This window comes from Pseudomonas sp. W2Oct36 (genome assembly GCF_041060465.1).
Classification (GTDB): domain Bacteria; phylum Pseudomonadota; class Gammaproteobacteria; order Pseudomonadales; family Pseudomonadaceae; genus Aquipseudomonas; species Aquipseudomonas graminis_B.
Genome location: NZ_JAUERW010000001.1, coordinates 523606 through 544108, shown reverse-complemented (window position 1 = coordinate 544108; position 20503 = coordinate 523606). Strand labels below are relative to the sequence as shown.

The following is a 20503-nucleotide window of genomic DNA, read 5'->3' as shown; positions in this document are numbered from 1 at the left end:
CTGTCTCTCACACTAGCGAATTACGTTTTGCCATCTCGATAAGTTCTACCAGAGTCTTGGCCTTGAGTTTTTGCATCAATCGGGTTTTGTAAGTGCTGACCGTTTTGTTGCTGAGGAACATGCCTTTGGCGATTTCCTTGTTTGTCCGCCCTTGGGCAAACAGTTGCAACACCATCAGTTCACGGTCATTGACGAGTTTGAAGCGCTCAAGCTCGTTGGGGTCACCCTCTTTTTTGATTGATGCGGCAAGGGCCTGACTGGGAAAGTAATTGTAGCCGGATAATACCGCTTTGACCGAACTGACAAGTTCGCTGAGGTCTTCCTGCTTGCAGACATATCCCGAAGCGCCCGACTGCATGCACCGGATGGCGAACAGGCTCGGCGCCTGAGCAGTGAGTACGAGAATTTTCGAGGGCAGGTTCATGGCGTTGAAGCGGGCGAGGACTTCGAGCCCGTCCAGCTTGGGGATGCTGATGTCCAGGATGATGAGATCGGGCATGCATTCACGGACCATCTGCATGGCGTCGACACCGTTGTCGGTCTCTCCGACCACCTCGTAATTCTCGTTTTCCAGAAGCATACGTATGGCCATTCGTATGACCGGGTGGTCGTCGATAATAAAAATAGAGTTCATGATCAATCCATAACGGGTGGCAAGAAAGCGCGCACCTTATCCCAGATGTTCAGAGGCGCACACGAAGAGATCATGCCCGAAGCGCTATATAGGAATGTTCCTACAGAAATAAGCGTATGTGCGTACGTGGATACACGCAGCGGTCATGAATGTTTAATACGTAACAGCATTTACCATCAATCGATATGCATTTAAGTGCGCGCGTTTATTGCGAATCGGAATAACCCTACATAATCCGGAAACTTTGCCTACCTGCTTAAACATGTCGGTTCAACGATATCAACGGCGCTTTGGCAATAGGCGCTGGGCAGCGGTCTGTATTCTTGCCCGATATATCCAAAAAAGGCTGCCATGCAGGCAACCTCAAGCGGGTGCGGACAGCAGGCTGATCAGCTCGAGGGTGTTAAGCGGCTTACTCAGGCACCCCAGCAGTGGCAGGCCCAGCGCCCTGGCCTCGGACTCAAGGTTCGCCAGCGGATCCGCGTCGAGGCCGCTGAGCAGCACGGCGCGCTGGACCAACCCGCGCTGGTTCGCCGTCTGAATCAGCTCCAGGCCACACATGCCTGGCAGACGCTGGTCACAGAGCAGCAGGTCATAGAGCTCGGCGCTGCGCTCCATGGCGCCGAGCGCTTCGCTGGCATTGAGCGCTGGCGTGACACGGTACAGGCCGTGGTTGTTCAGCAGAATCTGCAAGGCAATCAACTGAAACGGATGATCCTCAACCAACAGGATTCGGAAATCTTTCGTGAACATCGGCGGTTCCAGACGTAGGGGAAATGAGCACCGCCGTTTGAAGGCGGGCCGGCGGCGCGCTCGCAGGGCGGGCGGTGTCTTCGGGAGGTAATGGGTCGGGTTGTCCCAAGGCTCGGAATGGCGCGGATTATTCGGCAGCGATGTATGACCAGCGATAAGGGCATTCCGACGGTTGCGTAGGAAATGTCCGAAGTTGCTGTTGGATTGCCTGAAGCCCCAACGAGAAAAGCCCGAATACCGGTACGTATTCGGGCTTTGGCAAGCGTCCTAGGAAGGGCGCCACGGCTGGCGGGCAGCCCTAGGCGGGGTTGGAGTGGCCGGTCATCTCACGGGCCATTTCGCTGGCGTAGCTGTCGGTCATGCCGGCAATGAAGTCGATGACCCTGAGAAAGGACGTGTGCAACGGCCAGCTCGGGTCGGGCGCGTTATTGCCCAGCAGATCGAGAATGCGCCGGCTCTTGAACGACGGCTCATGCCCGCCGAACTGTTCCAGCGCCGCGCCGCAGAAGGCGTTTAGCAGGATCTCCAGCGTGGTGTAGGCGCCGATTTCGTGCAGGGTCTTGCGCTTGTCCTGGAAGATCTTCTTGCGCGCCATGTCCTTGGCGTTGAGCACGCAGCGCTTGGCCGGCCCGTGCATGTGTTCGACCAGATCACCCTGCAGCGTGCCGGCCAGCAGTGCGTCCTGCTGTTCGACGAACGCGCGGGCGGCGGCGTTGGTCAGGTGCTCGATGGCCTTGCCGCGCAGAATCGCCAGCTTGCGACGACGGGAGTCATTGGGGCCCAACTGACGATAGGTTTCGGGCAGGTCATCGCCCACCAGGCCCAGCAACAGCGACTCCACTTCGTCGTAGGTGAGCAACTCCATTTCCAGGCCGTCTTCGAGATCGATCAGCGCGTAGCAGATGTCGTCGGCCGCCTCCATCAGGTACACCAGCGGATGCCGGGCCCAGCGTTGGTCCTCGATCTGCGGCAGACCGAGCTTGCCGGCGATTTGCTCGAGGATCGGCAGCTCGCTCTGGTAGCAGCCGAATTTGTGTTTCTTGTAGCCCAGCGAGTCGGCGTGACGCGCCGTCCACGGGTATTTCAGGTAGGTGCCGAGGGTCGCGTAGGTCAGCCGCGTGCCGCCTTCGAACTGGTGGTACTCCAGCTGAGTCAACACGCGGAAGCCTTGGGCGTTACCTTCGAAATTGAGAAAGTCATTGCGCTCGACTTCGCTCATCGCGTCGAGCCAGCCGCGGCCGGCGGCCTGTTTGAACCAGTTGCGAATGGCGTCTTCACCGGAGTGGCCGAACGGCGGGTTACCGATGTCGTGGGCCAGACAGGCCGATTGCACGACCATGCCCAGATCGCTGGGGTCACACCAGTCGGGCAGGGCGCTGCGCAGGGTTTCGCCGACGCGCATGCCCAGCGAGCGGCCGACGCAGCTGACCTCCAGCGAATGGGTCAGGCGCGTGTGAATGTGGTCGTTGCTGGTGACCGGGTGGACCTGGGTCTTGCGGCCAAGACGGCGAAAGGCACCGGAGAAAATAATGCGGTCGTGATCCTTGTGGAACGGACTGCGGCCCAGTTCCTCAGGGCTGTGCAGGGTTTTGCCAAGGCGCTCGCGGGTGAGCAGGGTTTGCCAATCCAAGGCCGGTACTCCGTCGGGTGATTACCGCGCTAGCTTCCCGGTTCGCCCCGCACGCTGCAAGCACAAGATCGCCGATGCGGCGTCAAGAAGCGTCATCAAAACCCTGCTGCGTCGACATCGATCAGCAACAGCCGCTCGCCGTTGTCGAAGAATTGTCCGGCCGTCAGGCAATACTGATTGCTGGTGGCGTCCCGGTAGGTGCTCGACAGCGTCAGGCGCCGCTCGTGCCAGCCCTCGGCCAGCAGGTGATAGAAATAGGGTCGCCACGACCAGTTATGGCCCAGATACCGGGCGTCCGCGGTCCACGCGCCGTTGCGCCATTCCAGATTCGGCGTGAGCTGCGTGCCATGGCGGTCGCACTGGTAAAAGCGCAGCAACCACGGGAAGTCAGTGACCTGGGGCAAATCACTCAGCGGCGCGTTGCCCTCGGCCCAGCTCTGCAGGCGGGACATCAACTGCGTGAGTTGTCGGCGCAGGGTCATCAGCCGTTCGCGTTCACCGACTTTCTTCATCACATAACGATCACGCAGAGCGGCGAAGCGGTCGACAAATGCATCGGCGTCAAAGAAATCTAGCTGCGCCGGGGCGAACAGATAGCCCTGGACGTAGCGCGAGCCGCATTCGAGGGCGAAGTCCAGCTCGGCTTCGGTCTCGACCCCTTCGGCGATGATCCAGCACCCGGTTTTCTCCGCCATCTGCGCGAGGGCCTTGACCACATCGCTGCTCGGGCCGCCCCGCGCTGCGGCCTGAAACAGGCGCATGTCGAGCTTGAGGATGTCGGGCTGCAACGCCAGTACCCGGTCCAGCTGCGAATAGCCGGCGCCGAAATCATCGATGGCAATGCGCGCGCCGGCGTCGCGGTAGCGGGCGACCACCTCGTTCAGGCGCTGGCCATCGCCGCTCAATTCGGTGATTTCGAAAACGATCCGTTCCGCGGGAATGCCGTAGGTCTGCAGCTGCTTCAGGCTGGGCGGCGATTCGTCGGCGCGCAGGCGGCTGATCCAGCGCGGGGAGATGTTCAGGCTCAGGAACCAGTCGCTCGGCGCGTCGTGAAATCGGCTGAGGGCATTGTCGCGAACCTGACGGTCCAGCCGACGCAATTGCACCGCCGGGCGCCGTGGGTCCGTGAACAGCGCGCCGACCGATTGCAGGCTGCCGTCTGCCTGGCGCAGACGGCCCAGGGCTTCTACGCCGGCGATGCGCCCGGTCGCGGTGTCGATGAACGGCTGGAAACAGGCGAGCGGTTGCCCATCGAACACGGGGCCTCCTTAGTGGCGGTTGATTGGAGTGGTGTTGGCGACGGATTGGCTGAGTGTTCTCGTCTGACAAGCACCGTCACCTCACCCGATAGGCGTATCGGGCAAGGCGGGGTTGCTTAGCAAGAATGCAGCCAGAAGGCTTTTAGCGACGGCGGGACGAGTTCTGCAGGGCCATCTTGATCAATGGCAACACGGTTGCGCTGAACTTGATCAGGCGGGTGACACTGCCGGTCTTTTTGCTGCGCGTGCCCTTGCCGGTGAGGAACCCGAGGAGGGTGACGGCACCGACGCCCCACAGCGGCCCATGCTTGATGCCGAGGGAGCCGGGGAGGTCGGAGGCCATGCCGCGCATGCGTTGCAAAGGGTGCATCAATCGCGAGGACTCCTGACGGATCTCTTGACGGTGCATTTCCATGCGCAGGCGGATCAGCGCCTTGCGCAGCTCGCGACGGTTATGGGTCTGGGGCAATTGAGGTGCACTCATGGCATCAGTCGCTCGCGGTCGTTGGCCAGTTCTTCCAGGGTCGAATGGAAGGGTGAAGACTCATCGAACACAGCCGCCTTCAGCCGCATGGCGCAGAACAATGCCGCCAGGGTGTATAGCCCGCACAGGCCGACGATCCCGTAAAGGCGATAGCTGTCCCAGACGAGAACCAGCAACAGCGCGGACAGGCCGATGAGCAGCAGCAACGCGAAAACCAGCGCCAGGCCGGCGAACAGCAACAGCCTGACCGTACGGGCTTTCTGTTCCTGAAGCTCGATGCCGAAGAGCTCGACATGGGTGTGCAGCAGCCCTAGAAAGGCCGCACCCAGCCGTCGTGGCGAAGAGGATTGATCGGTCCCGGTTGGACCTGTCGGCTGCGTCATGGCCGTTAGCGCCGGGTGGCCAGCAGGCCCAGCAGAAAGCCGACCCCAGCTGCGATGCCTACCGATTGCCATGGATTGTTCTGAACATAGTCCTCAGTGACGATGACCGCTTCCTTGCCGCGTGCGCGCAGGGTTTCTTCGGTCAGCTTGAGGGTTTCGCGTGCACGGAGCAGGCTTTCGCGAATCTGCTCACGCAGTTCGTCAGCCTGTTCACCGGCCAGGGAGGCCGTGTGCGCCAGCAGTTTTTCCGTATCGGCAACCAGCGTCTGGAAGTCAGACATCAATATGTCCTGGGCTTTTTCTGCTGTAGGTCGAGCCATGGTTTTCTCCTTAGGGATGACGATATGGGGTTTCGAGTATGGCGCATTCCTGAAGGTTCATTCCAATCGCGTGAACAGCACTGCCGTTTCGGCCATGGCGTTTTCTGCGCCGTTCCGGTGCGCCCGCCGAGGGTTGCGCGCCAGTGTGGGCAGGCGCGTGGAGGGAGGTCTGGGCGCATGGGCAGGCTCGACGGTGTTTCAGGGGAGTTCTAGACTGGTTCATCCAAACCCTTGCAATCGCAGCCACAGAGGGGCCGAGCCATGCCATCGGAATGTCAGCTATTTGGAACGTTGGGGTGTCATCTGTGCGAGGTGGCCGAAGCGGAACTGATGCCGCTGGTTGAGCACGGCTTGATGGTGGAGCTGGTCGACATTGCCGACAGCGAGGCGGACCACGAAACCTACGGCCTGCGAATTCCCGTGCTGAGGCGGGCGGACACCGGTGCCGAACTGGACTGGCCGTTCGACACCGATCAGGTCGTGCTGTTTCTGAGCGACTGACGCCCACGCGATCAGGGCACAGGACCGCGCGTTATCGCTGGCTTCAGAAATGTCGCGTATCAGAGGTATTGCGTGTCGACCACCATGGCTTGAGCGACAGCGGCTTTCTGCTCGTCGGTCATGCCGTCCCAGACGTGGACTTTGGCGTAGTAGCCAAGGCCGGCGACGATGTACAGGCTCAGGGTGAGCACGATGAACACCGACATGAACGTCCAGCGACCCACGTCGTGGTCTTCGTTGGAAAAGGACTGGGAGTAGTTGTCATCGTTCTGCGATGACGTACCGGTGGAGAGACGTTTGATCCATTGGAAGAATTGAACCAGCATGGGCGTAACCTCAAAAGTTGCGAAAAGAAATCTGTGGTGGCAGCACGTCGTGCAGTGGCGCCCGACGCGCGATACAAACGCTGAAAACGAAAAAAGCCCGTCGATGACGGGCTTTCTTTTTATGGGTTCAGGTCTGGCAGGCGTTTTCGATTTCAGTCACGTGGGTGTTCGTGTCCGCTCGGATTCGCGCCTGCGTGCCGATTTCGAAACATTTTAGGACAAATCAATTTGCGCATCCAGCACCGCACTGTGGTTGTCAGACAACTGGCGCCGGTTTTCCGTGCGACATAACGTCGCGCGCCGCTGTGGGGCTCGGAATAGAGCCCTCCCGCGAAACCGTCATTTGCCCTGTCGCGTAAAGCGTCGCCGGCATTGATAATGCCGACCCTGTCGCCTTCGTTATTTCAGCCTGAGTCATTTATGTCCGCACCTGTGTTCACCGCCGCCCACCGTCAAGCCAGCACGTTGTATCTGCCGCCCGGACCCTGGTTGACGGTGCTCGACTGCCTGTGCGAGCGCTTCAGTGCCATCAGCCGCGAGCAGTGGCTCGACCGGATCGCGCGGGGCAAGGTGCTGGACGCTGACGGCCGGCCGATCGCCGTGGACCTTGCGTACCGCGAAGGCCTGCGCATCCATTACTTTCGCGAGGTGCCCAACGAGACGCCGATCCCGGTGCACGAGTCGATCCTGTACGCCGACGAGCATCTGGTGGTCGCCGACAAGCCACATTTCCTGCCCGTCACCCCCGCCGGCGAGTACGTCGAGCAGACCCTGCTGCGGCGATTGATCCGTACCCTCGACAATCCTGATCTGGTGCCTTTGCATCGCATTGACCGGCACACGGCGGGGTTGGTGCTGTTCTCGGCCAACAGGCAGACGCGCTCGGCGTATCAGGCGCTGTTTCCTACCCGGCAGATTGAAAAGCGCTACGAAGCGATTGCCCCTGCGCTCCCGGACATCGCATTTCCTCGCGTGCACAAAAGCCGTCTGGTCGATGGCGAACCGTTCTTTCGCATGCAAGAGGGCGACGGGCCGAGCAACACCGAGACGCGCGTGGAAGTCAGCGAGAAAAATGGCGGGCTCTGGCGCTACGCGCTGTATCCGGTGACCGGCAAAAAACATCAACTGCGCGTGCACATGGCGGCCCTGGGTGCCGGCATCTGCAACGACCCGTTCTATCCCGACGTGCTCAAGGATGCCGTGGACGACTACGCCCACCCGCTGAAGCTGCTCGCCCAGGGCTTGCGCTTTGTTGACCCGGTGACCGGGCAGGAGCGGGTGTTCGAAAGCCGGATCACCCTGGACTGGTGAGGCACGGATTTTTCGCCGTCCCACCGCTATACGCCAGACAAAAAAAGACCCGCTCGATTGGCGGGTCTTTTGCTTTCAGCGGCGGGCTATCAACCCCTCGCGATCAAGCCGGGATCACAGTTCTTTAACGGTACGAACCTGATCTTTGTTGATGCGGGTTTCTTTACCGTCCAGCTGCTTGAACTCATAGAAGCCCGAATCTTCGTCGTACTTCGGCTCGTCGGTTGCCTGGATTTCACGGCCGTCGTTCAGCGTGATCACGGTTGGCGAAGAGCAACCGGCCAGGGAGGCGAGGCTCAGTGCAAGCAGGAAGGCGGCAGGAAGAGTCCGTTGTTTCATTGCTGTGTCTCCGGGGTATTTTGTTTAGTGATGTGTCTGACGCAGAGTGTAACGGCAAAGTTCCATGAAACCTGCCCGCTGCGCTCAGTGCGTGATCTCGGTCAATAGATCCGGCGTGTTGAGGTTGGCCAGACGCGGGTCGTCGGCTTCGCACTGCAAGGCGACGGCGTGCAATTCTGCCAGGGTCCGGCGTGGGCTGCGCTGGCCCTGTCGCCAATGCTGCTCGAACACGTTCGCGTGTTGGCAGGGGATGCAGCATAACAGCGGCTCCCACTGCTCGCCCTGGCGGACCATCACCGGCACGCCGGGGTTATCGGCTGCGGTCTGGCGCAGGCCCTCGAGAAGCGCGCGATCCAGCAGCGGCATGTCACAGGGGATGACCAACAGGTAGTCATGTTTTGCCACGGCAAGGCCGGCGCGAATGCCCGCGTAAGGGCCGGGAAAGTCCTGTTGCTCGTCCTCCACCAGTTGGTCGGCGTAGCGCGCGTAGTGCTCGCGGTTGCGGTTGCACGACACGATCACATCGTCCGTGAGGGTGCGCACCAGATCGTGCAAATGTTCGATAAAAGGCTTGTCGCGCCAGGCGATCAGGCCTTTGTCTCGTCCGCCCATGCGGCGACCCTGGCCGCCGGCGAGCAGCAGGATAGAGCAGGGCGGGAGGGCGTCGGAAGGGGTCATGTTCAGCTCGGTCGGCGCGGAAAAAAACAGGTGCTGTGATATAACACCGCCCTGTTTCCTCTACAACCGGACCTCGCCATGAAAGCCAAGGCAGACTCGCCTTTCGTACCCCTGAACATTGCTGTTCTGACGGTCAGTGACACCCGTACTTTTGAAACCGATACCTCCGGCCAGATGTTTGTCGATCGCCTGACCACCGCCGGTCACGGCCTGATCGAGCGCGTGCTGCTCAAGGATGACCTGTACAAGATCCGCGCCCAGGTGGCGACCTGGATCGCCGATGATGAAGTGCAAGTCGTGCTGATCACCGGCGGCACCGGGTTCACCGGCCGCGACAGCACCCCGGAAGCCGTGGCTTGCCTGCTGGACAAGCAAGTGGACGGTTTTGGTGAGCTGTTCCGCCAGATTTCCCTGCCCGACATCGGCACTTCGACCATCCAGTCCCGCGCCCTTGCCGGGCTGGCCAACGGCACGCTGGTCTGCTGCCTGCCGGGCTCGACCAATGCTGTGCGCACGGGCTGGGACGGCATCCTCGCCGACCAGTTGAACAACAGCTTCCGTCCGTGCAATTTCGTGCCGCACCTGAAAAAGGCCGAACCCTGCGCGACCCGCGGGTGAGCCTTTATGAGCGCACCTGAAAAGAGTCGCCTGATGCCGGTCGAAGAGGCCATGCAGCGATTGATGGACCTCGCCGCCGCCGCGCCGATCACCGAGCGTGAAAGCGTGGCGCTGGCCGATGCCCTGGGACGCGTGCTGGCCGAGGATCTGGTCTCGACGCTGGATTTGCCGCCCTGGCCCAACAGCGCCATGGACGGTTACGCCATGCGCGTCGCGGACTGGACCGGCGAGCCGTTGCCGGTGAGCCAGCGGATCTTCGCCGGGCACGCGCCCGAGCCACTGCAACCCGGGACCTGTGCGCGGATCTTCACCGGCGCTCCGGTTCCTGAAGGGGCTGATTGCGTCGAGATGCAGGAGAACGCCGAAGTCCAGGCGGATGAGACGGTGCGCTTTCTCGAACCCTTGAGCGCCGGTCAGAACATTCGCCCAAAAGGGCAGGAGACCACGGTCGGCGACAAGGTGCTGGATGCCGGCACCGCCATGAACCCGATTGAACTGGGCCTGGCCGCGAGCATGGGTTTCGGCCACGTGCAGGTCATACGCCGCGCTCGGGTCGCTGTGCTGTCCACGGGCGATGAGTTGATCGAGCCGGGGCAGCCTTTGGGACCAGGGCAGATCTACAACAGCAATCGCGTGCTGCTGTGCAGCTGGCTGACGCGGCTGGGCTGCGAGGTGGTCGATGCGGGCATCCTTCCCGACAACCTCGAGAAAACCCGCGCGGCGCTGGGCAGCCTGAACAACGTCGACCTGATCCTCTCCACGGGCGGCGTGTCCGTCGGCGAAGCCGATTTCCTCGGCCACGCGCTGCGTGAAGAAGGCGAGATCGCCCTGTGGAAACTGGCCATCAAACCCGGCAAGCCGCTGACCTTCGGCCACTTCCGTGGGGTGCCGGTGATTGGCCTTCCGGGCAATCCGGCCTCGACGCTGGTGACTTTCGCGTTGCTTGCCCGTCCTTACCTGCTCAGACGCTTGGGCGTGCAGGCCGTCAAGCCGCTGCAGTTTCAGGTGCCGGCTGCATTCACCTGGACCAAACCGGGCAACCGGCGCGAGTACCTGCGCGGACGCCTCGAACAGGGCCGGCTGGTTGCCTACCGCAATCAGAGTTCGGGTGTGCTGCGCAGCGCCGCCTGGGCCGACGGGCTGATCGAGATTGTGGAAGGCACAACGGTGGCGGAGGGTGACTTGCTCAACTTTATTCCGCTGAGCGAAGTCATGGGCTGAAGAGGTGAGCCTTCTTCGAAAGGCTCACCCGTGGAGCTACTGTTTTTTAGCCTTCAACGCAGGCTGCGCTTCACTCGCTTCCTCGTCCATCCGGTCGGATTCGAACAGCTCGGACAACTCGGTCCGCGCCTCAAGCGCGCTTTGCATGACCTTCGCTGCATCGTCGTAGATCAGGTGCTGGCGATTCAGCACTTGTTCGTCATGACGCTTGAATCGATCAATCCGCGCCGCCGCCTGGGCTTCACTCAGGCCCAGCCCGATCAGGGTGCGGCGGGTCATCTCCAGGCTTGAATAGAACGTCTCACGCACCGCCTCGGCGTCCAGATCCAGCAGGCGGTGAACGTGCTGACGGTTACGGGCCCGGGCAATGATCTTCATGTGCGGGTACAGCCTGCGCACCAGCTCGGCGGTCTTGATGTTGGTGTCCGGGTCGTCGGTGGCGATGACGAAGTATTCGGCCTGATCCACCTTCGCGGCGCGGAGGATTTCCGGGCGAAGGGGGTCGCCGTAGAACACCGGTACATTACCGAAACTGCGGGTGAACTCGATGGTTTCCACCGACGTGTCCAGCGCGATGAACGGGATATTCTGGGCGCGCAGGATACGCGCAACGATCTGCCCCATCCGGCCCACACCAGCAATGACCACACGCGGGTTGTCGGATTCGATTTCCTTGTACTCGGCCGGTACTTCCCGGACCACCGGCTTGGGCTTGAGCCAGCGCGACATGACCAGCAGCAACAGCGGCGTCAGCGCCATCGACAGGGTGATCGTCAGCACCAGCGTGTCGTACAGCGCGGCATCGAACAGGCCCTGATCGCGGCCGATCTTGAACACCACGAAAGCGAACTCACCGCCCGCGGCCAGGACCAGCCCGAGGCGCAGCGCGCTTTGCTTGCCCAGGCCGCCCGCCAGACGACCGACGAAAAACAGCAGGGGCAATTTCAGGCCGATCAGCAGCAGCGTCAGGCCCAGCACGGTGAGCGGCGAATTGATCAGCAGGCCGATGTTGGCGCCCATGCCGACGCTGATGAAGAACAGTCCCAGCAACAGACCCTTGAACGGCTCGATCTGCGCTTCCAGCTCATGGCGGTATTCGGAATCAGCCAGCAGCAGGCCAGCAAGAAACGCCCCCAGGGCCATGGACACGCCCACCAGATCCATCAGCCACGCCGTGCCGATCACCACCAGCAACGCGGTCGCGGTGGAGACTTCCTGCAGTTTGGTTTTGGCGACGATGCGGAACACCGGACGCAACAGGTAACGACCGCCGACCACGACAATGGCGATACCGCCGAGCACTTGCAGGCCGTGACGCAGGGAGTCGCCGGAACCGGCATCGTGTGAACCGCCCGCCAGCATCGGCACCAGCGCGATCAATGGAATGGCCGCGATGTCCTGGAACAGCAGAATGGCGAAGGCCAGGCGACCGTGGGGCGCATTGAGCTCCTTGCGTTCGGCCAGGCTCTGCAAGCCAAAGGCGGTCGACGACAGCGCCAGCCCCAGGCCGAGCACCACGGCGCTGTTGAGCGGCTGATTGAAGCCCAGCAAGGCGACCGCGCCAATGACCACCCCCGTGAGCAGCACCTGTGCCATGCCGACACCGAATACCGATTTGCGCATGGTCCACAGGCGTCGCGGCGACAGCTCCAGGCCGATGATGAACAACAGCAGCACCACGCCAAGCTCGGAGATGTGGGCGACGCTTTGCGGATCGCCGATCAGGCCGAGGCAAGACGGGCCGATGATCACACCCGCGATCAGGTAGCCAATCACGGCGCCCAGTTGCAGGCGTTTGGCCAGAGGAACCGTGAGAACGGCGGCGAGCAGGAACACGACTGCGGCCTGCAACAGGCTGCCTTCATGGGGCATTGGGAACTCCTTGTTGAATGAGTGCGGAGGGAGAACTCTGCGTCGTTGGCAGACCCGTCCTACCGCCCTTAAACGCTTAAGCGACTGAAAGTGCGCGCATTAAACCACGTGAAAGTGACGGGCATCAGCGGCCGAGACGCTTCGTCGCAGCCTCGACGCGGTCCTGATGCGGGCGTGTCAGCATCGATGCGAGCAGGTACCATGTCCGCACATGTGTACTGCGCCCCACATCTCGACCGGTTTTAGGAATCCCGCAATGACCAACAAACAGCGTCTGATTTACTCAATCATCATCGCCCTCAGCGTTCTGGCCATCATGCTTGGCCTTTCCCATCTGCAGAACACCGGCGTGCTCAGCGAAAAGACCTTTCAATACATCGCGATCTTTGTCGCCGTCGTCGTGGTGGTGCTCAACGGCGTGCTGCGGCGCAAGGTCAAGCGCTGATCGGATCTGATCGGTGCCTCGCTGACGCGGCCTTCATGGCGGCATTCATCCGGCAGCATCAAGCGGTTACAAAACCCCGGATGAACTATTTTTCGGGTCAGGAACTCCAAAAAATCGCATTCAAAAAGCCCGCAAAGGGAAATGGAGTTCAATCATGATCAAGAAACTTACCGCTGCCGTTCTTGCCACCGCTGCCCTGACCACCGCACAGTTCGCCTTGGCGGACAAGCCGGGCGCTGGCTGGATCACCATCGAAAAAGCGATCGAAAAAGCCAAGTCGGCAGGCTACACAGAGATCTACAGCATCGAAGCCGACGACAAAGGCTACTGGGAAGGCGAAGGCCGCAAAGCGGACAGCCTGACGTACGAATTCCGCATCGACGGCACCTCCGGTAATGTCCTGCGCGATCAGAAAGACTGATCGACTCTGCGCCTGAGCGCGTGTGGGAGCCCCCGGGCTTCCACATCCATCCTCACTGAATCTGTTGCCACTTCTTCGCTTTAACCCCTCGCAGCTTTACTCCCCCTCGCATATCCGACAACCTTGCACTTCCCCCTTTACGTCAGCAGGAAGCGATGCATGAGTGTCCGGATCGAATTCAAGTCCAACCCCTCCGAAGAAGAACGCCTGCAGATCCTAGAGCCACTGAGGACCTATAACGCTGCCATGGCGGGCGACGGCAAATCCGAGAAATTTGCCCTGTTTGTCCGCGACGAACAGACCGATGCCGTGCTCGGTGGTCTGCATGGCCGAATCCTCTATAGCTGGCTGTTCATTGAACTGCTCGTGGTGCCTGAACAGGCGAGGGGCCAGCGCATGGGCAGCCAGTTGATGGCGATGGCCGAGGACCTCGCCCGCGAACGGGGCTGCCTCGGCGTGTGGCTCGACACCTTCGATTTCCAGGCACCCGAGTTCTATCGCAAGCACGGCTATGAGCAGTTTGGCCAGCTGGATGATTATCCGCCCGGGCACCAGCGGCTGTTCTTCCAGAAGCGCTTGCAGTCGGAGTAATCAGCGCTGTGCAGCGCGCGGCGGTTTACGCGAACCGCTTGGGGCTGTAAGGCGCCGGATCGGTAAACGGCGTGGCGCCGGTCATCATTTCCGCCAGCAGTCGGCCTGTGACCGGGCCGAGGGTCAGACCATGGTGGGCGTGCCCGAAGTTGAACCACAGCCCTTTGTGGGAAGCCGCCGGCCCGATGACCGGGCGCATGTCCGGCAAACACGGCCGGCGACCCAGCCTGGGTTCATCGTCCAGCCGCTCGCCTAACGGATAGAGCCTTGGGGCGATGGCTTCGCAGCGGCGCAGCGGGATCTCGTTGACGGGCGCGTCCGGCGCGGCGAACTCCACGCCGGTGGTGAGGCGAATCCCGCGCGCCATGGGCGCCAGCACACAATGCCGGCGCCGAGGACGACGGTGTGGCAATTCACGATCTGGCTATCAGCGGTCAGCGAATCCATCGAGCGGTCCTCGTTCGGTTGAGGTCAGGGCGGCCATTGCGCGAGGCACGCAGTTTACCCGCTTGTGGCCGCGCAGTACTCTGCAGAACGAGCGTCTCCAGGCGCCTGCCTTCTCTGTTTCGCTTCCACGTCCAATAATCACAACGGAGCTTCAGATGCCTTCAACCCACGACAGCCAGACCACCCGGACGATTTCCTTTGCCGATCTGATCGAGCTGCTGCGCCAGATCTTCGTGCGCCATGGCACCTCGCCCGAGGTGGGGCAAGTGCTGGCCGCCAACTGCGCGGCCGCCGAGCGCGATGGCTCCCACAGCCATGGCATTTTCCGCATCAAGGGATATCTGTCGTCGCTGGCAGCGGGTTGGGTCGACGGCCGGGCGGAGCCGAAGGTCGAGGACGTCGGCGCAGCGTTTGTGCGCGTCGATGCCATGGGCGGCTTTGCCCAGCCGGCGATGCAGGCGGCCAAGGCTTTGGTCATGGACAAGGCGCGAAGCGCAGGGATTGCCATTCTGGCCATTCGTAACTCTCATCACTTTGCCGCGCTGTGGCCGGACGTCGAGCCGTTCGCCCAGGAGGGGCTGGTGGCGTTGAGCGTGGTCAACAGCATGACCTGTGTCGTGCCCCACGATGGGCAAAAGCCTTTGTTTGGCACCAATCCTATTGCCTTCGCCGCGCCCCGCGCCGACGGTCAGCCCATCGTTTTTGATATGGCGACCAGTGCCATCGCCCATGGTGACGTGCAGATTGCCGCCAGAGAGGGACGCATGCTCCCGCCCGGGATGGGCGTCGATCGCAATGGTCAGCCGACCGAAGACCCGAAAGCCATTCTCAACGGCGGCGCGTTGCTTCCCTTCGGCGGTTACAAGGGATCGGCGCTGTCGATGATGGTGGAGCTGTTGTCCGCCGCGCTCACCGGCGGCCATTTCTCCTTCGAGTTTGATATGTCGAAGTCTCCCGGGGCGCAAACCCCCTGGACCGGTCAGGTGATCATCGTTATCGATCCGGACAAGGGCAGCGGTCAGGCATTTGCCGAGCGCAGCGAAGAGCTGGTCCGGCAGATGCACGGCGTTGGCCAGCAGCGGATGCCGGGTGATCGCCGCTATCGCCAGCGGGAGCGTTCGTTGAAAGACGGGATTGCGTTGTCCGCAGAAGATCTTGATCGGCTGGAAGCGCTCGCCCGGGTTTAAGCGCCTGGTTACGGATCCAGTGCCTGAGAAGGTGGGGAAGTCGGTTCGGACGTCCACACTGCCGGGGGTTATCCGAGTGACCATTCGTCGCGACAGGACTTGCGTTCGAGGGGCGTTGAAAATACTGTATGTTTAAACAGTATCGAGAAGAAGAGAGCAGCCATGCAAACCAATCAAGCCAATACCCGTCAGGACTTCACCGCCCAGAAAAACGAATCCTCGTTCAGCAGCGTATGGGGCAACGAGATGCAGCGTGAGGATTTTCTAGCCCTGGCATCCGGACTTCGCCAGTTCAGCGCCAATCAGGCCGACCTTGCGTTTGTGCCAGCCAGCAGTGGCTTCGCATCGGGATATGCCACGGGCAACGCCAGCGGCTACGCGGCTGAACAGGCTCAGCTCGCAGGGGAGTGATGTAAGGGGTTGCTCCCGGCAAGACGACCGGGGCTGATTCAGGGTTTGAATCGCACCAGGACCGGGACGGGTATTTGACCGGACACCGTTTCATCTGCGTCAGGCTGGCGCATTTTACCGGTGCGAATCACCGCCAGGGCAATCAATGTGCCTACGGCGGACAGCGCCAACCAACCCAGTAAGAAAGAAATCATTGTCTGGTTCTCCGAACTACAGAAATCGGGCGGCCATTCGAAAGGAATAGCGGTACACCAGAACCTATCGGCCACGAAGGGGATTCCTTGAGCCGTCAATTCGGAAGATTGACCAAATGAGCCCAAGGGCGCAACTCCCTCGGACCAATGGGGTCTTGCTCTTTGAACATAGTCAACTTCAGGACCCTCGTTTATGAAAGATCTCGGCTCACGTCTGAAAGAAGAACGCAAACGGCTCGGGCTGTCGCAACAGGACTTCGGCTCCATCGGAGGCGTAGAGGCCAACGCACAAGGTAAATACGAGAGCGGTGAACGCATCCCACGCTCGGATTACCTCGCGGCCCTGGGCAAAAAAGGCATCGACGTCATGTACGTGCTGTCGGGCGAGCGTACCCCCATTGCCACCGACACACTGAACGAAGCGGAGCGGGCGGTCATTACTCATTACCGGGCGCTCAGCGAAGACGACCGCGAGGCGATTTCGCAGCTGGCCACGTCGCTCTCCGAGTGCGCGACTGAGTTTTCCGGCTCTGCGTAAAAGGCCGTGCTCTGCATAGGGTCGCGTTCTGCGTAGCAGATGACCAAGGCCGGTTGCGATGAAATATATGGAACGTATATGCTCCGTATATTCTTCGAGAGGTCGCTATGGGACTGGTCAAAATTTCCGAACAGATGCACGCCAACATTCGTTGCGCCAGCGCGGCCTTGAGTCGCTCGATCAATGCTCAGGCCGAGCACTGGATGCGGGTAGGCATGCTCGCCGAGCTGCACCCCGGTCTGAATTACAGCGAGATCTGCCAATTGCTGATTCGCGCTGAAACGTCCGGCGGCGCCGTGTTGAGCCTTCAGGCCAGCGACCTTGTACCGGATCTGGCACCGGCCAGGGCGGTGTCCCAGTGAGCATCAGCATCAAGACCGAAGCCGACCTGGTCGGGCTACGTGTGGCGGGGCGTCTGGCGGCAGACGTACTGGCGATGATCGCAGAGCACGTCAAGCCGGGCATCAGCACTGAAGCGCTGGATGATATCTGTAACGCGTACATCGTCAACGAGCTGAAAGTGATCCCCGCCAACGTCGGTTATCACGGGTTCACCAAAACCACCTGCATCTCGCCCAACACGGTCGTCTGCCACGGTATTCCTTCGGCGGAAGATGTGCTCAAAGACGGCGACATCGTCAACATCGACGTCGCCGTCATCAAAGATGGCTGGCACGGCGATACCAGCCGTATGTACTACGTCGGCGAGGTCAGTCCGCTCGCCCGCCGTCTGGTCGAAACCACCTACGAAGCCACGCTGGCGGGGATACACGCGGTGAAGCCCGGCGCGACATTGGGCGACATCGGCAATGCCATCCAGACTGTGGCCTACCGCGAAGGCTTCAGCGTGGTGCGCGAATACTGCGGACATGGCATCGGTCGCAAGTACCACGAAGAACCTCAAGTGTTGCACTACGGCGCGGCGGGCAAGGGGCTGAAACTCAAGACCGGCATGGTCTTCACCATTGAGCCCATGATCAATGCCGGCAAGCCGGGCACCTACGTGCTGGAGGATGGCTGGACCGTGCTCACCCGCGACCAGTCGTTGTCGGCGCAGTGGGAACACATGGTGGCGGTGACCGAGACGGGGTTCGAGCTGCTGACCCCTTGGCCAGATGGCACCGGTGACTACCCGGCGGTCTGAGCGCAGGCGTTAAGCCAGAGGCTGGGAGAGGGCTGGACGCATGAAGTCACAATACGGGGCGTGACGAAAACGAGACTCAGCTTGTAGGCTCCTTCTCGTTCCCCTGTGGTGCTGCGTCCTGACAGGCTTACGATGTTCAGTGCAGGCAGCACCAGGGGAGAACACCACTTTATCGATTCCCTGAAAAAACCGGCCTTGGCCGGTTTTTTTATTGCACGCGCACGCGCTTAGTGCCGGGACTGCTCCACCTCCAGTTGCTTGGCCGCTTCGACACCCGAAGAACTGAGTTTGATGGGGTACTTAAGAGACCGATCCCCCTCACTGACGCGATGGACGCAGCCGTCGTGGATCAAGCCCGCCGTCTGCAAATGCTCCAGAGTGTCCGCGACTGCGTTCTCCCCCCTGTAGTTGTCCAGTACTTCTTTGCCCAGGCCTGCCGGGTGGGCGTGCAGCAATCGGGTCAGGACTTCCTGTTTCAACGCGTTGTCGATGGTCATGTTTACCTCGCTTTGCTGGTGTGATGAGCGCTGCTAGTAAATTCCGACCGCGTGAATCAGGGTTTGTTTGCAGTTTTCCTCGATCAGGTGCGTTTCCATCGCACCTGCGTGACGCCCAGGCCTTCCGCGCAAAGCAGCGCCAGTTTCACCGGGCCTGCGCAAATGTGCCCCTCGACTGCGCCCACCCCGGCGTGCAAGGTCGCAAAATGCAGCGCCTCACTTTCGCAGAGAGGGTTGCCGTGATGATTGAAGTGCCGCGGCTCACCTTGAAAGCGGTAATGAATTACAAAATCCTTGTAGTCACTCATTGTCCTGGCCTGTAGGGGGGCGTGCAGTGACGCCGGGTGAATAAGGGCTTCCTTGATGTACTGGACAGCCTGCGCGTCGACTGCATCGGCATTGCTGTCATTTCATTTCGAGATCGATACAGGCTGATCAACTCTCAATGGGCCTCGAACCGTAATGCATCTCTACCCGAGACGGGCCGTCCGCAACCGGGTTGCGAGGCGACCAGCCGACGCAGAATTGCACACCTTCCTGAGCGTTTAACATCCCTCTCCGATGGGCGGCCATGTGCCATATCGATATGGATATTGCCCCTATATCCAGACGAATTGAACGGATAAATAGGGCGTTTTCGAGGGGGCTGCCGGGGATCGGATCAGCCCGATACAGTGACCGCTGGCAGCGCCGGAAATGGTTTGTGCGAAAGAGGCATATTGATGGCCCGCGCCGGCTGCCATTTCTGGAAAAATCCTTTTTTATCAATTAATTCCGGGATGAAATGTGTATGCGCAGTGTGGGCTTGGCCGTGGTGGCGGCTTTTCTGGCAGCGGTGTCCGTCACCGCGCACGCCAAGGACCTCAGCAAGAACGACCTGCAGGTCTGCAAATGGGGAGCGGGGGTCGCGGGGGCGGCGCAGCAGTCCAAACTCTCTGGGACAACCCTCTACAGCGCGCGCAAAAAGCTGCAGAGCCGCAAGTTCGCCAAACCGTGGATGAGCAAGATGGCGTTGGGCATCACGGAGCAGACTTACAAAAGCCCCTCGAAGCTGAAGCCCGCCGCTGTGAAGCAGACCTACTACGAGGGCTGCATTCAGCACGACCTGGCGCGTAAATGAGTCGGGAAGTCAGCCCGTTCTGGCCAGTATCGCCTGCCACTGTGTGGCAGGCGAGTTGAGTGGGGATCAGCGTGCGCCGTTGCGGATCAATGGCAATTGCCTGCCAAGTGATAATGCTGCGCTTCTGCCGCCGCCGGGCTGTTGAACTCCACCCGGTTCTTCTCGGCGATCGCGTTGTACGAAGGGCAGTCCGGGCGGTGGTAAACCATGGTCTTCCTGTTGCCGCGAATCGCCAGCGTCAGGTTGGCCGGGCTGCCACCGGCACTCGCAGCGGGTTTCATCGGATTGCCCGCAGGGGGGCGGGCTTGCGCGGTGACGGCAGACGCGCTGGCTGCGCCGTTGCCGCCGCTCAGGTTGGCGCTGAGGAAAATCGGCGCGTGGTCGGAGACGCTGTCACGGCCCTTGGCGTGGGTCAGGCCGAGGAATTTCGGGTAATCGAACACTTCGACCTTGTTCACCCGGATCGCCGACTGCTTGCTGATGAAGATGTTGTCGTAGAGGTTGGCGAATTTGCCATCCTTGGTCGACAGCGTGCTGGCGCCTTCCAGTACCAGCGGCCTGGCGCTGGTGTCGAGTTTGTCCCACGCAGGCGAGTTGGGTGGGGTGTTGAAGTCGCCCATCAGCATGATCTGGTTGTTGCCGGGGTAGGTTTCCTGTAACCAGGTCCAGTAGTTGGACAGCGCGACGATTTCCGAAGCGCGCTCCGCCTGGTTCTTGCCGTAGAGGATGTGCACGGTGGCCACGACAAAGGTCTTGCCGTCCTTGAGCGAGCGGAATTGTGCGGAGTAGGGCTCGCGCTCGAAGGTGTCGCTGCGGTCCAGGTAGCTTACGGCACCGTCTTCGTACGCAACGGCATCGTCTCGCCACACGAATCCGTACATTTCCTTGTAGGACGAGCGGCCCACGGCATGGGAGGCCATCGAACTCCAGTGCTTGCCGGTCTGCCGGGTCAGCTCCTTGGCCAGCGCGTCCAGCGCGTCTTCACTCATCAATTCCTGAACGGCGAGAAAGTCGACCTTCCGGGCGACCTTGGCGATGCCCTCGAAGTCCTTGTTCGGGCGCACGCTCAAGTGCTCCAGGTTCCAGGTGCCAATGTTGACGTCAGCGTAAGCGGTTTGCAGGAAGGTAAAAGCCAAAAGCAGAGCAGCACAAAATCTGAGCATGTTATCCAACTGGGTC

General features: G+C 61.0%; 30 protein-coding genes. 14 read left to right on the top strand and 16 right to left on the bottom strand.

Features of this window, described 5'->3' with window-relative positions:
* Nucleotides 1-7 precede the first annotated feature (7 nt).
* The 7 genes from QWI18_RS02430 to QWI18_RS02400 form a co-directional block, all read right to left on the bottom strand.
* Nucleotides 8-634, bottom strand: a complete 627-nt coding sequence (locus QWI18_RS02430) for a response regulator transcription factor (RefSeq protein ID WP_065991486.1) — start codon at nucleotides 632-634, stop codon at nucleotides 8-10.
* A gap of 363 nt (nucleotides 635-997) precedes the next feature.
* Nucleotides 998-1387, bottom strand: coding sequence for a response regulator (locus tag QWI18_RS02425; RefSeq protein WP_369318110.1), 390 nt, complete (start codon nucleotides 1385-1387; stop codon nucleotides 998-1000).
* A gap of 298 nt (nucleotides 1388-1685) precedes the next feature.
* A complete protein-coding gene (locus tag QWI18_RS02420) occupies nucleotides 1686-3017 on the bottom strand; it encodes a deoxyguanosinetriphosphate triphosphohydrolase (RefSeq protein WP_192131248.1) in 1332 nt (443 codons plus the stop codon).
* 95 nt (nucleotides 3018-3112) lie between these two features.
* Nucleotides 3113-4276: an EAL domain-containing protein gene (locus QWI18_RS02415; protein WP_369318109.1), complete on the bottom strand. Its 1164-nt coding sequence runs from the start codon at nucleotides 4274-4276 to the stop codon at nucleotides 3113-3115.
* Nucleotides 4277-4418: 142 nt separating this feature from the next.
* Nucleotides 4419-4760, bottom strand: a complete 342-nt coding sequence (locus QWI18_RS02410; RefSeq protein ID WP_065991490.1) for a hypothetical protein — start codon at nucleotides 4758-4760, stop codon at nucleotides 4419-4421.
* Nucleotides 4757-5143 (bottom strand): phage holin family protein, encoded by a 387-nt coding sequence (locus QWI18_RS02405; protein WP_065991491.1) that lies wholly within the window; start codon nucleotides 5141-5143, stop codon nucleotides 4757-4759. The genes QWI18_RS02410 and QWI18_RS02405 overlap by 4 nt, the downstream gene beginning before the upstream one ends.
* 5 nt (nucleotides 5144-5148) lie before the next feature.
* A complete protein-coding gene (locus tag QWI18_RS02400; protein WP_065991492.1) occupies nucleotides 5149-5463 on the bottom strand; it encodes a YqjD family protein in 315 nt (104 codons plus the stop codon).
* Nucleotides 5464-5724: 261 nt separating this feature from the next.
* On the opposite strand from QWI18_RS02400, the gene QWI18_RS02395 reads away from it, so the two are divergent.
* Nucleotides 5725-5964, top strand: a complete 240-nt coding sequence (locus QWI18_RS02395; protein ID WP_192131252.1) for a glutaredoxin family protein — start codon at nucleotides 5725-5727, stop codon at nucleotides 5962-5964.
* A 59-nt stretch (nucleotides 5965-6023) separates the two neighbouring features.
* Here the strand turns inward: QWI18_RS02395 and QWI18_RS02390 are convergent, their stop codons facing one another.
* Entirely contained in the window at nucleotides 6024-6290 is a 267-nt protein-coding gene (locus QWI18_RS02390; protein WP_065991494.1) for a hypothetical protein, read from the bottom strand.
* Between QWI18_RS02390 and QWI18_RS02385 the strand changes: the two genes are divergently transcribed.
* Together QWI18_RS02385 and QWI18_RS02380 are read left to right on the top strand one after the other, a co-directional pair.
* Nucleotides 6289-6507 carry a hypothetical protein gene (locus QWI18_RS02385; RefSeq protein WP_065991495.1) on the top strand — a complete coding sequence of 73 codons (219 nt, stop codon included), beginning with the start codon at nucleotides 6289-6291 and terminating at the stop codon, nucleotides 6505-6507. The genes QWI18_RS02390 and QWI18_RS02385 overlap by 2 nt on opposite strands.
* 203 nt (nucleotides 6508-6710) lie before the next feature.
* Nucleotides 6711-7601 carry an RluA family pseudouridine synthase gene (locus QWI18_RS02380; protein ID WP_369318108.1) on the top strand — a complete coding sequence of 297 codons (891 nt, stop codon included), beginning with the start codon at nucleotides 6711-6713 and terminating at the stop codon, nucleotides 7599-7601.
* Nucleotides 7602-7715: 114 nt separating this feature from the next.
* Here the strand turns inward: QWI18_RS02380 and QWI18_RS02375 are convergent, their stop codons facing one another.
* Nucleotides 7716-7940, bottom strand: coding sequence for a YgdI/YgdR family lipoprotein (locus QWI18_RS02375; protein WP_065991497.1), 225 nt, complete (start codon nucleotides 7938-7940; stop codon nucleotides 7716-7718).
* Nucleotides 7941-8024: 84 nt separating this feature from the next.
* Nucleotides 8025-8618 (bottom strand): molybdenum cofactor guanylyltransferase MobA, encoded by a 594-nt coding sequence (gene mobA, locus QWI18_RS02370; RefSeq protein WP_296306233.1) that lies wholly within the window; start codon nucleotides 8616-8618, stop codon nucleotides 8025-8027.
* Nucleotides 8619-8696: 78 nt separating this feature from the next.
* On the opposite strand from mobA, the gene moaB reads away from it, so the two are divergent.
* Nucleotides 8697-9236 carry a molybdenum cofactor biosynthesis protein B gene (moaB, locus tag QWI18_RS02365; RefSeq protein ID WP_065991499.1) on the top strand — a complete coding sequence of 180 codons (540 nt, stop codon included), beginning with the start codon at nucleotides 8697-8699 and terminating at the stop codon, nucleotides 9234-9236.
* A 6-nt stretch (nucleotides 9237-9242) separates the two neighbouring features.
* Nucleotides 9243-10457, top strand: coding sequence for a gephyrin-like molybdotransferase Glp (gene glp, locus QWI18_RS02360; RefSeq protein ID WP_369318107.1), 1215 nt, complete (start codon nucleotides 9243-9245; stop codon nucleotides 10455-10457).
* 36 nt (nucleotides 10458-10493) lie between these two features.
* Here glp and QWI18_RS02355 read toward each other — a convergent pair whose 3' ends face one another.
* Nucleotides 10494-12329, bottom strand: coding sequence for a monovalent cation:proton antiporter-2 (CPA2) family protein (locus tag QWI18_RS02355; protein ID WP_369318106.1), 1836 nt, complete (start codon nucleotides 12327-12329; stop codon nucleotides 10494-10496).
* Nucleotides 12330-12585: 256 nt separating this feature from the next.
* Here QWI18_RS02355 and QWI18_RS02350 point away from each other — a divergent pair, with 256 nt between their 5' ends.
* The 3 genes from QWI18_RS02350 to QWI18_RS02340 all read left to right on the top strand — a co-directional run bounded on the left by QWI18_RS02350 (nucleotide 12586) and on the right by QWI18_RS02340 (nucleotide 13786).
* The gene (locus tag QWI18_RS02350) at nucleotides 12586-12774 is read left to right on the top strand and encodes a hypothetical protein (protein ID WP_065991502.1); all 189 of its coding nucleotides are present in this window, start codon (nucleotides 12586-12588) and stop codon (nucleotides 12772-12774) included.
* A gap of 154 nt (nucleotides 12775-12928) precedes the next feature.
* Nucleotides 12929-13195, top strand: coding sequence for a PepSY domain-containing protein (locus tag QWI18_RS02345; RefSeq protein ID WP_065991503.1), 267 nt, complete (start codon nucleotides 12929-12931; stop codon nucleotides 13193-13195).
* 159 nt (nucleotides 13196-13354) lie between these two features.
* Nucleotides 13355-13786 (top strand): GNAT family N-acetyltransferase, encoded by a 432-nt coding sequence (locus QWI18_RS02340; protein ID WP_369318105.1) that lies wholly within the window; start codon nucleotides 13355-13357, stop codon nucleotides 13784-13786.
* A gap of 25 nt (nucleotides 13787-13811) precedes the next feature.
* On the opposite strand, the gene QWI18_RS02335 is transcribed toward QWI18_RS02340, so the two are convergent.
* Nucleotides 13812-14198, bottom strand: coding sequence for an NAD(P)/FAD-dependent oxidoreductase (locus tag QWI18_RS02335; RefSeq protein WP_369318104.1), 387 nt, complete (start codon nucleotides 14196-14198; stop codon nucleotides 13812-13814).
* A gap of 190 nt (nucleotides 14199-14388) precedes the next feature.
* On the opposite strand from QWI18_RS02335, the gene QWI18_RS02330 reads away from it, so the two are divergent.
* Together QWI18_RS02330 and QWI18_RS02325 are read left to right on the top strand one after the other, a co-directional pair.
* Complete coding sequence (locus QWI18_RS02330) at nucleotides 14389-15420, top strand: Ldh family oxidoreductase (protein ID WP_369318103.1); 1032 nt, start codon at nucleotides 14389-14391, stop codon at nucleotides 15418-15420.
* 162 nt (nucleotides 15421-15582) lie between these two features.
* Nucleotides 15583-15831, top strand: a complete 249-nt coding sequence (locus QWI18_RS02325) for a hypothetical protein (RefSeq protein WP_369318102.1) — start codon at nucleotides 15583-15585, stop codon at nucleotides 15829-15831.
* A 38-nt stretch (nucleotides 15832-15869) separates the two neighbouring features.
* Here QWI18_RS02325 and QWI18_RS02320 read toward each other — a convergent pair whose 3' ends face one another.
* The gene (locus tag QWI18_RS02320) at nucleotides 15870-16100 is read right to left on the bottom strand and encodes a hypothetical protein (protein WP_369318101.1); all 231 of its coding nucleotides are present in this window, start codon (nucleotides 16098-16100) and stop codon (nucleotides 15870-15872) included.
* A 118-nt stretch (nucleotides 16101-16218) separates the two neighbouring features.
* Here QWI18_RS02320 and QWI18_RS02315 point away from each other — a divergent pair, with 118 nt between their 5' ends.
* From QWI18_RS02315 to map, 3 genes are all read left to right on the top strand, one after another.
* Entirely contained in the window at nucleotides 16219-16563 is a 345-nt protein-coding gene (locus QWI18_RS02315; protein WP_065991508.1) for a helix-turn-helix domain-containing protein, read from the top strand.
* A gap of 107 nt (nucleotides 16564-16670) precedes the next feature.
* Complete coding sequence (locus QWI18_RS02310; RefSeq protein ID WP_065991509.1) at nucleotides 16671-16925, top strand: ParD-like family protein; 255 nt, start codon at nucleotides 16671-16673, stop codon at nucleotides 16923-16925.
* On the top strand, nucleotides 16922-17707 hold the full coding sequence (gene map / locus QWI18_RS02305) for a type I methionyl aminopeptidase (RefSeq protein WP_065991510.1): 786 nt from the start codon (nucleotides 16922-16924) through the stop codon (nucleotides 17705-17707). Before QWI18_RS02310 ends, map begins: the two co-directional genes overlap by 4 nt.
* Before the next feature lie 227 nt (nucleotides 17708-17934).
* On the opposite strand, the gene QWI18_RS02300 is transcribed toward map, so the two are convergent.
* Nucleotides 17935-18204 (bottom strand): hypothetical protein, encoded by a 270-nt coding sequence (locus QWI18_RS02300; protein ID WP_369318100.1) that lies wholly within the window; start codon nucleotides 18202-18204, stop codon nucleotides 17935-17937.
* Between the two features lie 83 nt (nucleotides 18205-18287).
* Entirely contained in the window at nucleotides 18288-18512 is a 225-nt protein-coding gene (locus tag QWI18_RS02295) for a DUF6555 family protein (RefSeq protein ID WP_192131268.1), read from the bottom strand.
* A 482-nt stretch (nucleotides 18513-18994) separates the two neighbouring features.
* Here QWI18_RS02295 and QWI18_RS02290 point away from each other — a divergent pair, with 482 nt between their 5' ends.
* Complete coding sequence (locus tag QWI18_RS02290; protein WP_065991512.1) at nucleotides 18995-19324, top strand: hypothetical protein; 330 nt, start codon at nucleotides 18995-18997, stop codon at nucleotides 19322-19324.
* 86 nt (nucleotides 19325-19410) lie between these two features.
* Here the strand turns inward: QWI18_RS02290 and QWI18_RS02285 are convergent, their stop codons facing one another.
* On the bottom strand, nucleotides 19411-20487 hold the full coding sequence (locus QWI18_RS02285) for an endonuclease/exonuclease/phosphatase family protein (RefSeq protein ID WP_369318099.1): 1077 nt from the start codon (nucleotides 20485-20487) through the stop codon (nucleotides 19411-19413).
* Nucleotides 20488-20503: the final 16 nt, after the last annotated feature.

Excerpts from the sequence above, each read along its gene's own strand:
- QWI18_RS02425 (WP_369318110.1), bottom strand. The coding sequence starts at position 1,387 with ATGTTCACGAAAGATTTCCGAATCCTGTTGGTTGAGGATCATCCGTTT.
- QWI18_RS02350 (WP_065991502.1), top strand. The coding sequence starts at position 12,586 with ATGACCAACAAACAGCGTCTGATTTACTCAATCATCATCGCCCTCAGC.
- QWI18_RS02410 (WP_065991490.1), bottom strand. The coding sequence starts at position 4,760 with ATGAGTGCACCTCAATTGCCCCAGACCCATAACCGTCGCGAGCTGCGC.
- QWI18_RS02385 (WP_065991495.1), top strand. The coding sequence starts at position 6,289 with ATGGGCGTAACCTCAAAAGTTGCGAAAAGAAATCTGTGGTGGCAGCAC.
- QWI18_RS02300 (WP_369318100.1), bottom strand. The coding sequence starts at position 18,204 with ATGACCATCGACAACGCGTTGAAACAGGAAGTCCTGACCCGATTGCTG.
- QWI18_RS02340 (WP_369318105.1), top strand. The coding sequence starts at position 13,355 with ATGAGTGTCCGGATCGAATTCAAGTCCAACCCCTCCGAAGAAGAACGC.
- QWI18_RS02390 (WP_065991494.1), bottom strand. The coding sequence starts at position 6,290 with ATGCTGGTTCAATTCTTCCAATGGATCAAACGTCTCTCCACCGGTACG.
- QWI18_RS02315 (WP_065991508.1), top strand. The coding sequence starts at position 16,219 with ATGAAAGATCTCGGCTCACGTCTGAAAGAAGAACGCAAACGGCTCGGG.
- QWI18_RS02345 (WP_065991503.1), top strand. The coding sequence starts at position 12,929 with ATGATCAAGAAACTTACCGCTGCCGTTCTTGCCACCGCTGCCCTGACC.
- QWI18_RS02285 (WP_369318099.1), bottom strand. The coding sequence starts at position 20,487 with ATGCTCAGATTTTGTGCTGCTCTGCTTTTGGCTTTTACCTTCCTGCAA.
- QWI18_RS02290 (WP_065991512.1), top strand. The coding sequence starts at position 18,995 with ATGCGCAGTGTGGGCTTGGCCGTGGTGGCGGCTTTTCTGGCAGCGGTG.
- moaB (WP_065991499.1), top strand. The coding sequence starts at position 8,697 with ATGAAAGCCAAGGCAGACTCGCCTTTCGTACCCCTGAACATTGCTGTT.
- QWI18_RS02430 (WP_065991486.1), bottom strand. The coding sequence starts at position 634 with ATGAACTCTATTTTTATTATCGACGACCACCCGGTCATACGAATGGCC.
- QWI18_RS02325 (WP_369318102.1), top strand. The coding sequence starts at position 15,583 with ATGCAAACCAATCAAGCCAATACCCGTCAGGACTTCACCGCCCAGAAA.
- QWI18_RS02310 (WP_065991509.1), top strand. The coding sequence starts at position 16,671 with ATGGGACTGGTCAAAATTTCCGAACAGATGCACGCCAACATTCGTTGC.
- QWI18_RS02375 (WP_065991497.1), bottom strand. The coding sequence starts at position 7,940 with ATGAAACAACGGACTCTTCCTGCCGCCTTCCTGCTTGCACTGAGCCTC.
- QWI18_RS02380 (WP_369318108.1), top strand. The coding sequence starts at position 6,711 with ATGTCCGCACCTGTGTTCACCGCCGCCCACCGTCAAGCCAGCACGTTG.
- QWI18_RS02395 (WP_192131252.1), top strand. The coding sequence starts at position 5,725 with ATGCCATCGGAATGTCAGCTATTTGGAACGTTGGGGTGTCATCTGTGC.
- QWI18_RS02355 (WP_369318106.1), bottom strand. The coding sequence starts at position 12,329 with ATGCCCCATGAAGGCAGCCTGTTGCAGGCCGCAGTCGTGTTCCTGCTC.
- QWI18_RS02295 (WP_192131268.1), bottom strand. The coding sequence starts at position 18,512 with ATGAGTGACTACAAGGATTTTGTAATTCATTACCGCTTTCAAGGTGAG.
- QWI18_RS02405 (WP_065991491.1), bottom strand. The coding sequence starts at position 5,143 with ATGACGCAGCCGACAGGTCCAACCGGGACCGATCAATCCTCTTCGCCA.
- QWI18_RS02330 (WP_369318103.1), top strand. The coding sequence starts at position 14,389 with ATGCCTTCAACCCACGACAGCCAGACCACCCGGACGATTTCCTTTGCC.
- glp (WP_369318107.1), top strand. The coding sequence starts at position 9,243 with ATGAGCGCACCTGAAAAGAGTCGCCTGATGCCGGTCGAAGAGGCCATG.
- QWI18_RS02400 (WP_065991492.1), bottom strand. The coding sequence starts at position 5,463 with ATGGCTCGACCTACAGCAGAAAAAGCCCAGGACATATTGATGTCTGAC.
- mobA (WP_296306233.1), bottom strand. The coding sequence starts at position 8,618 with ATGACCCCTTCCGACGCCCTCCCGCCCTGCTCTATCCTGCTGCTCGCC.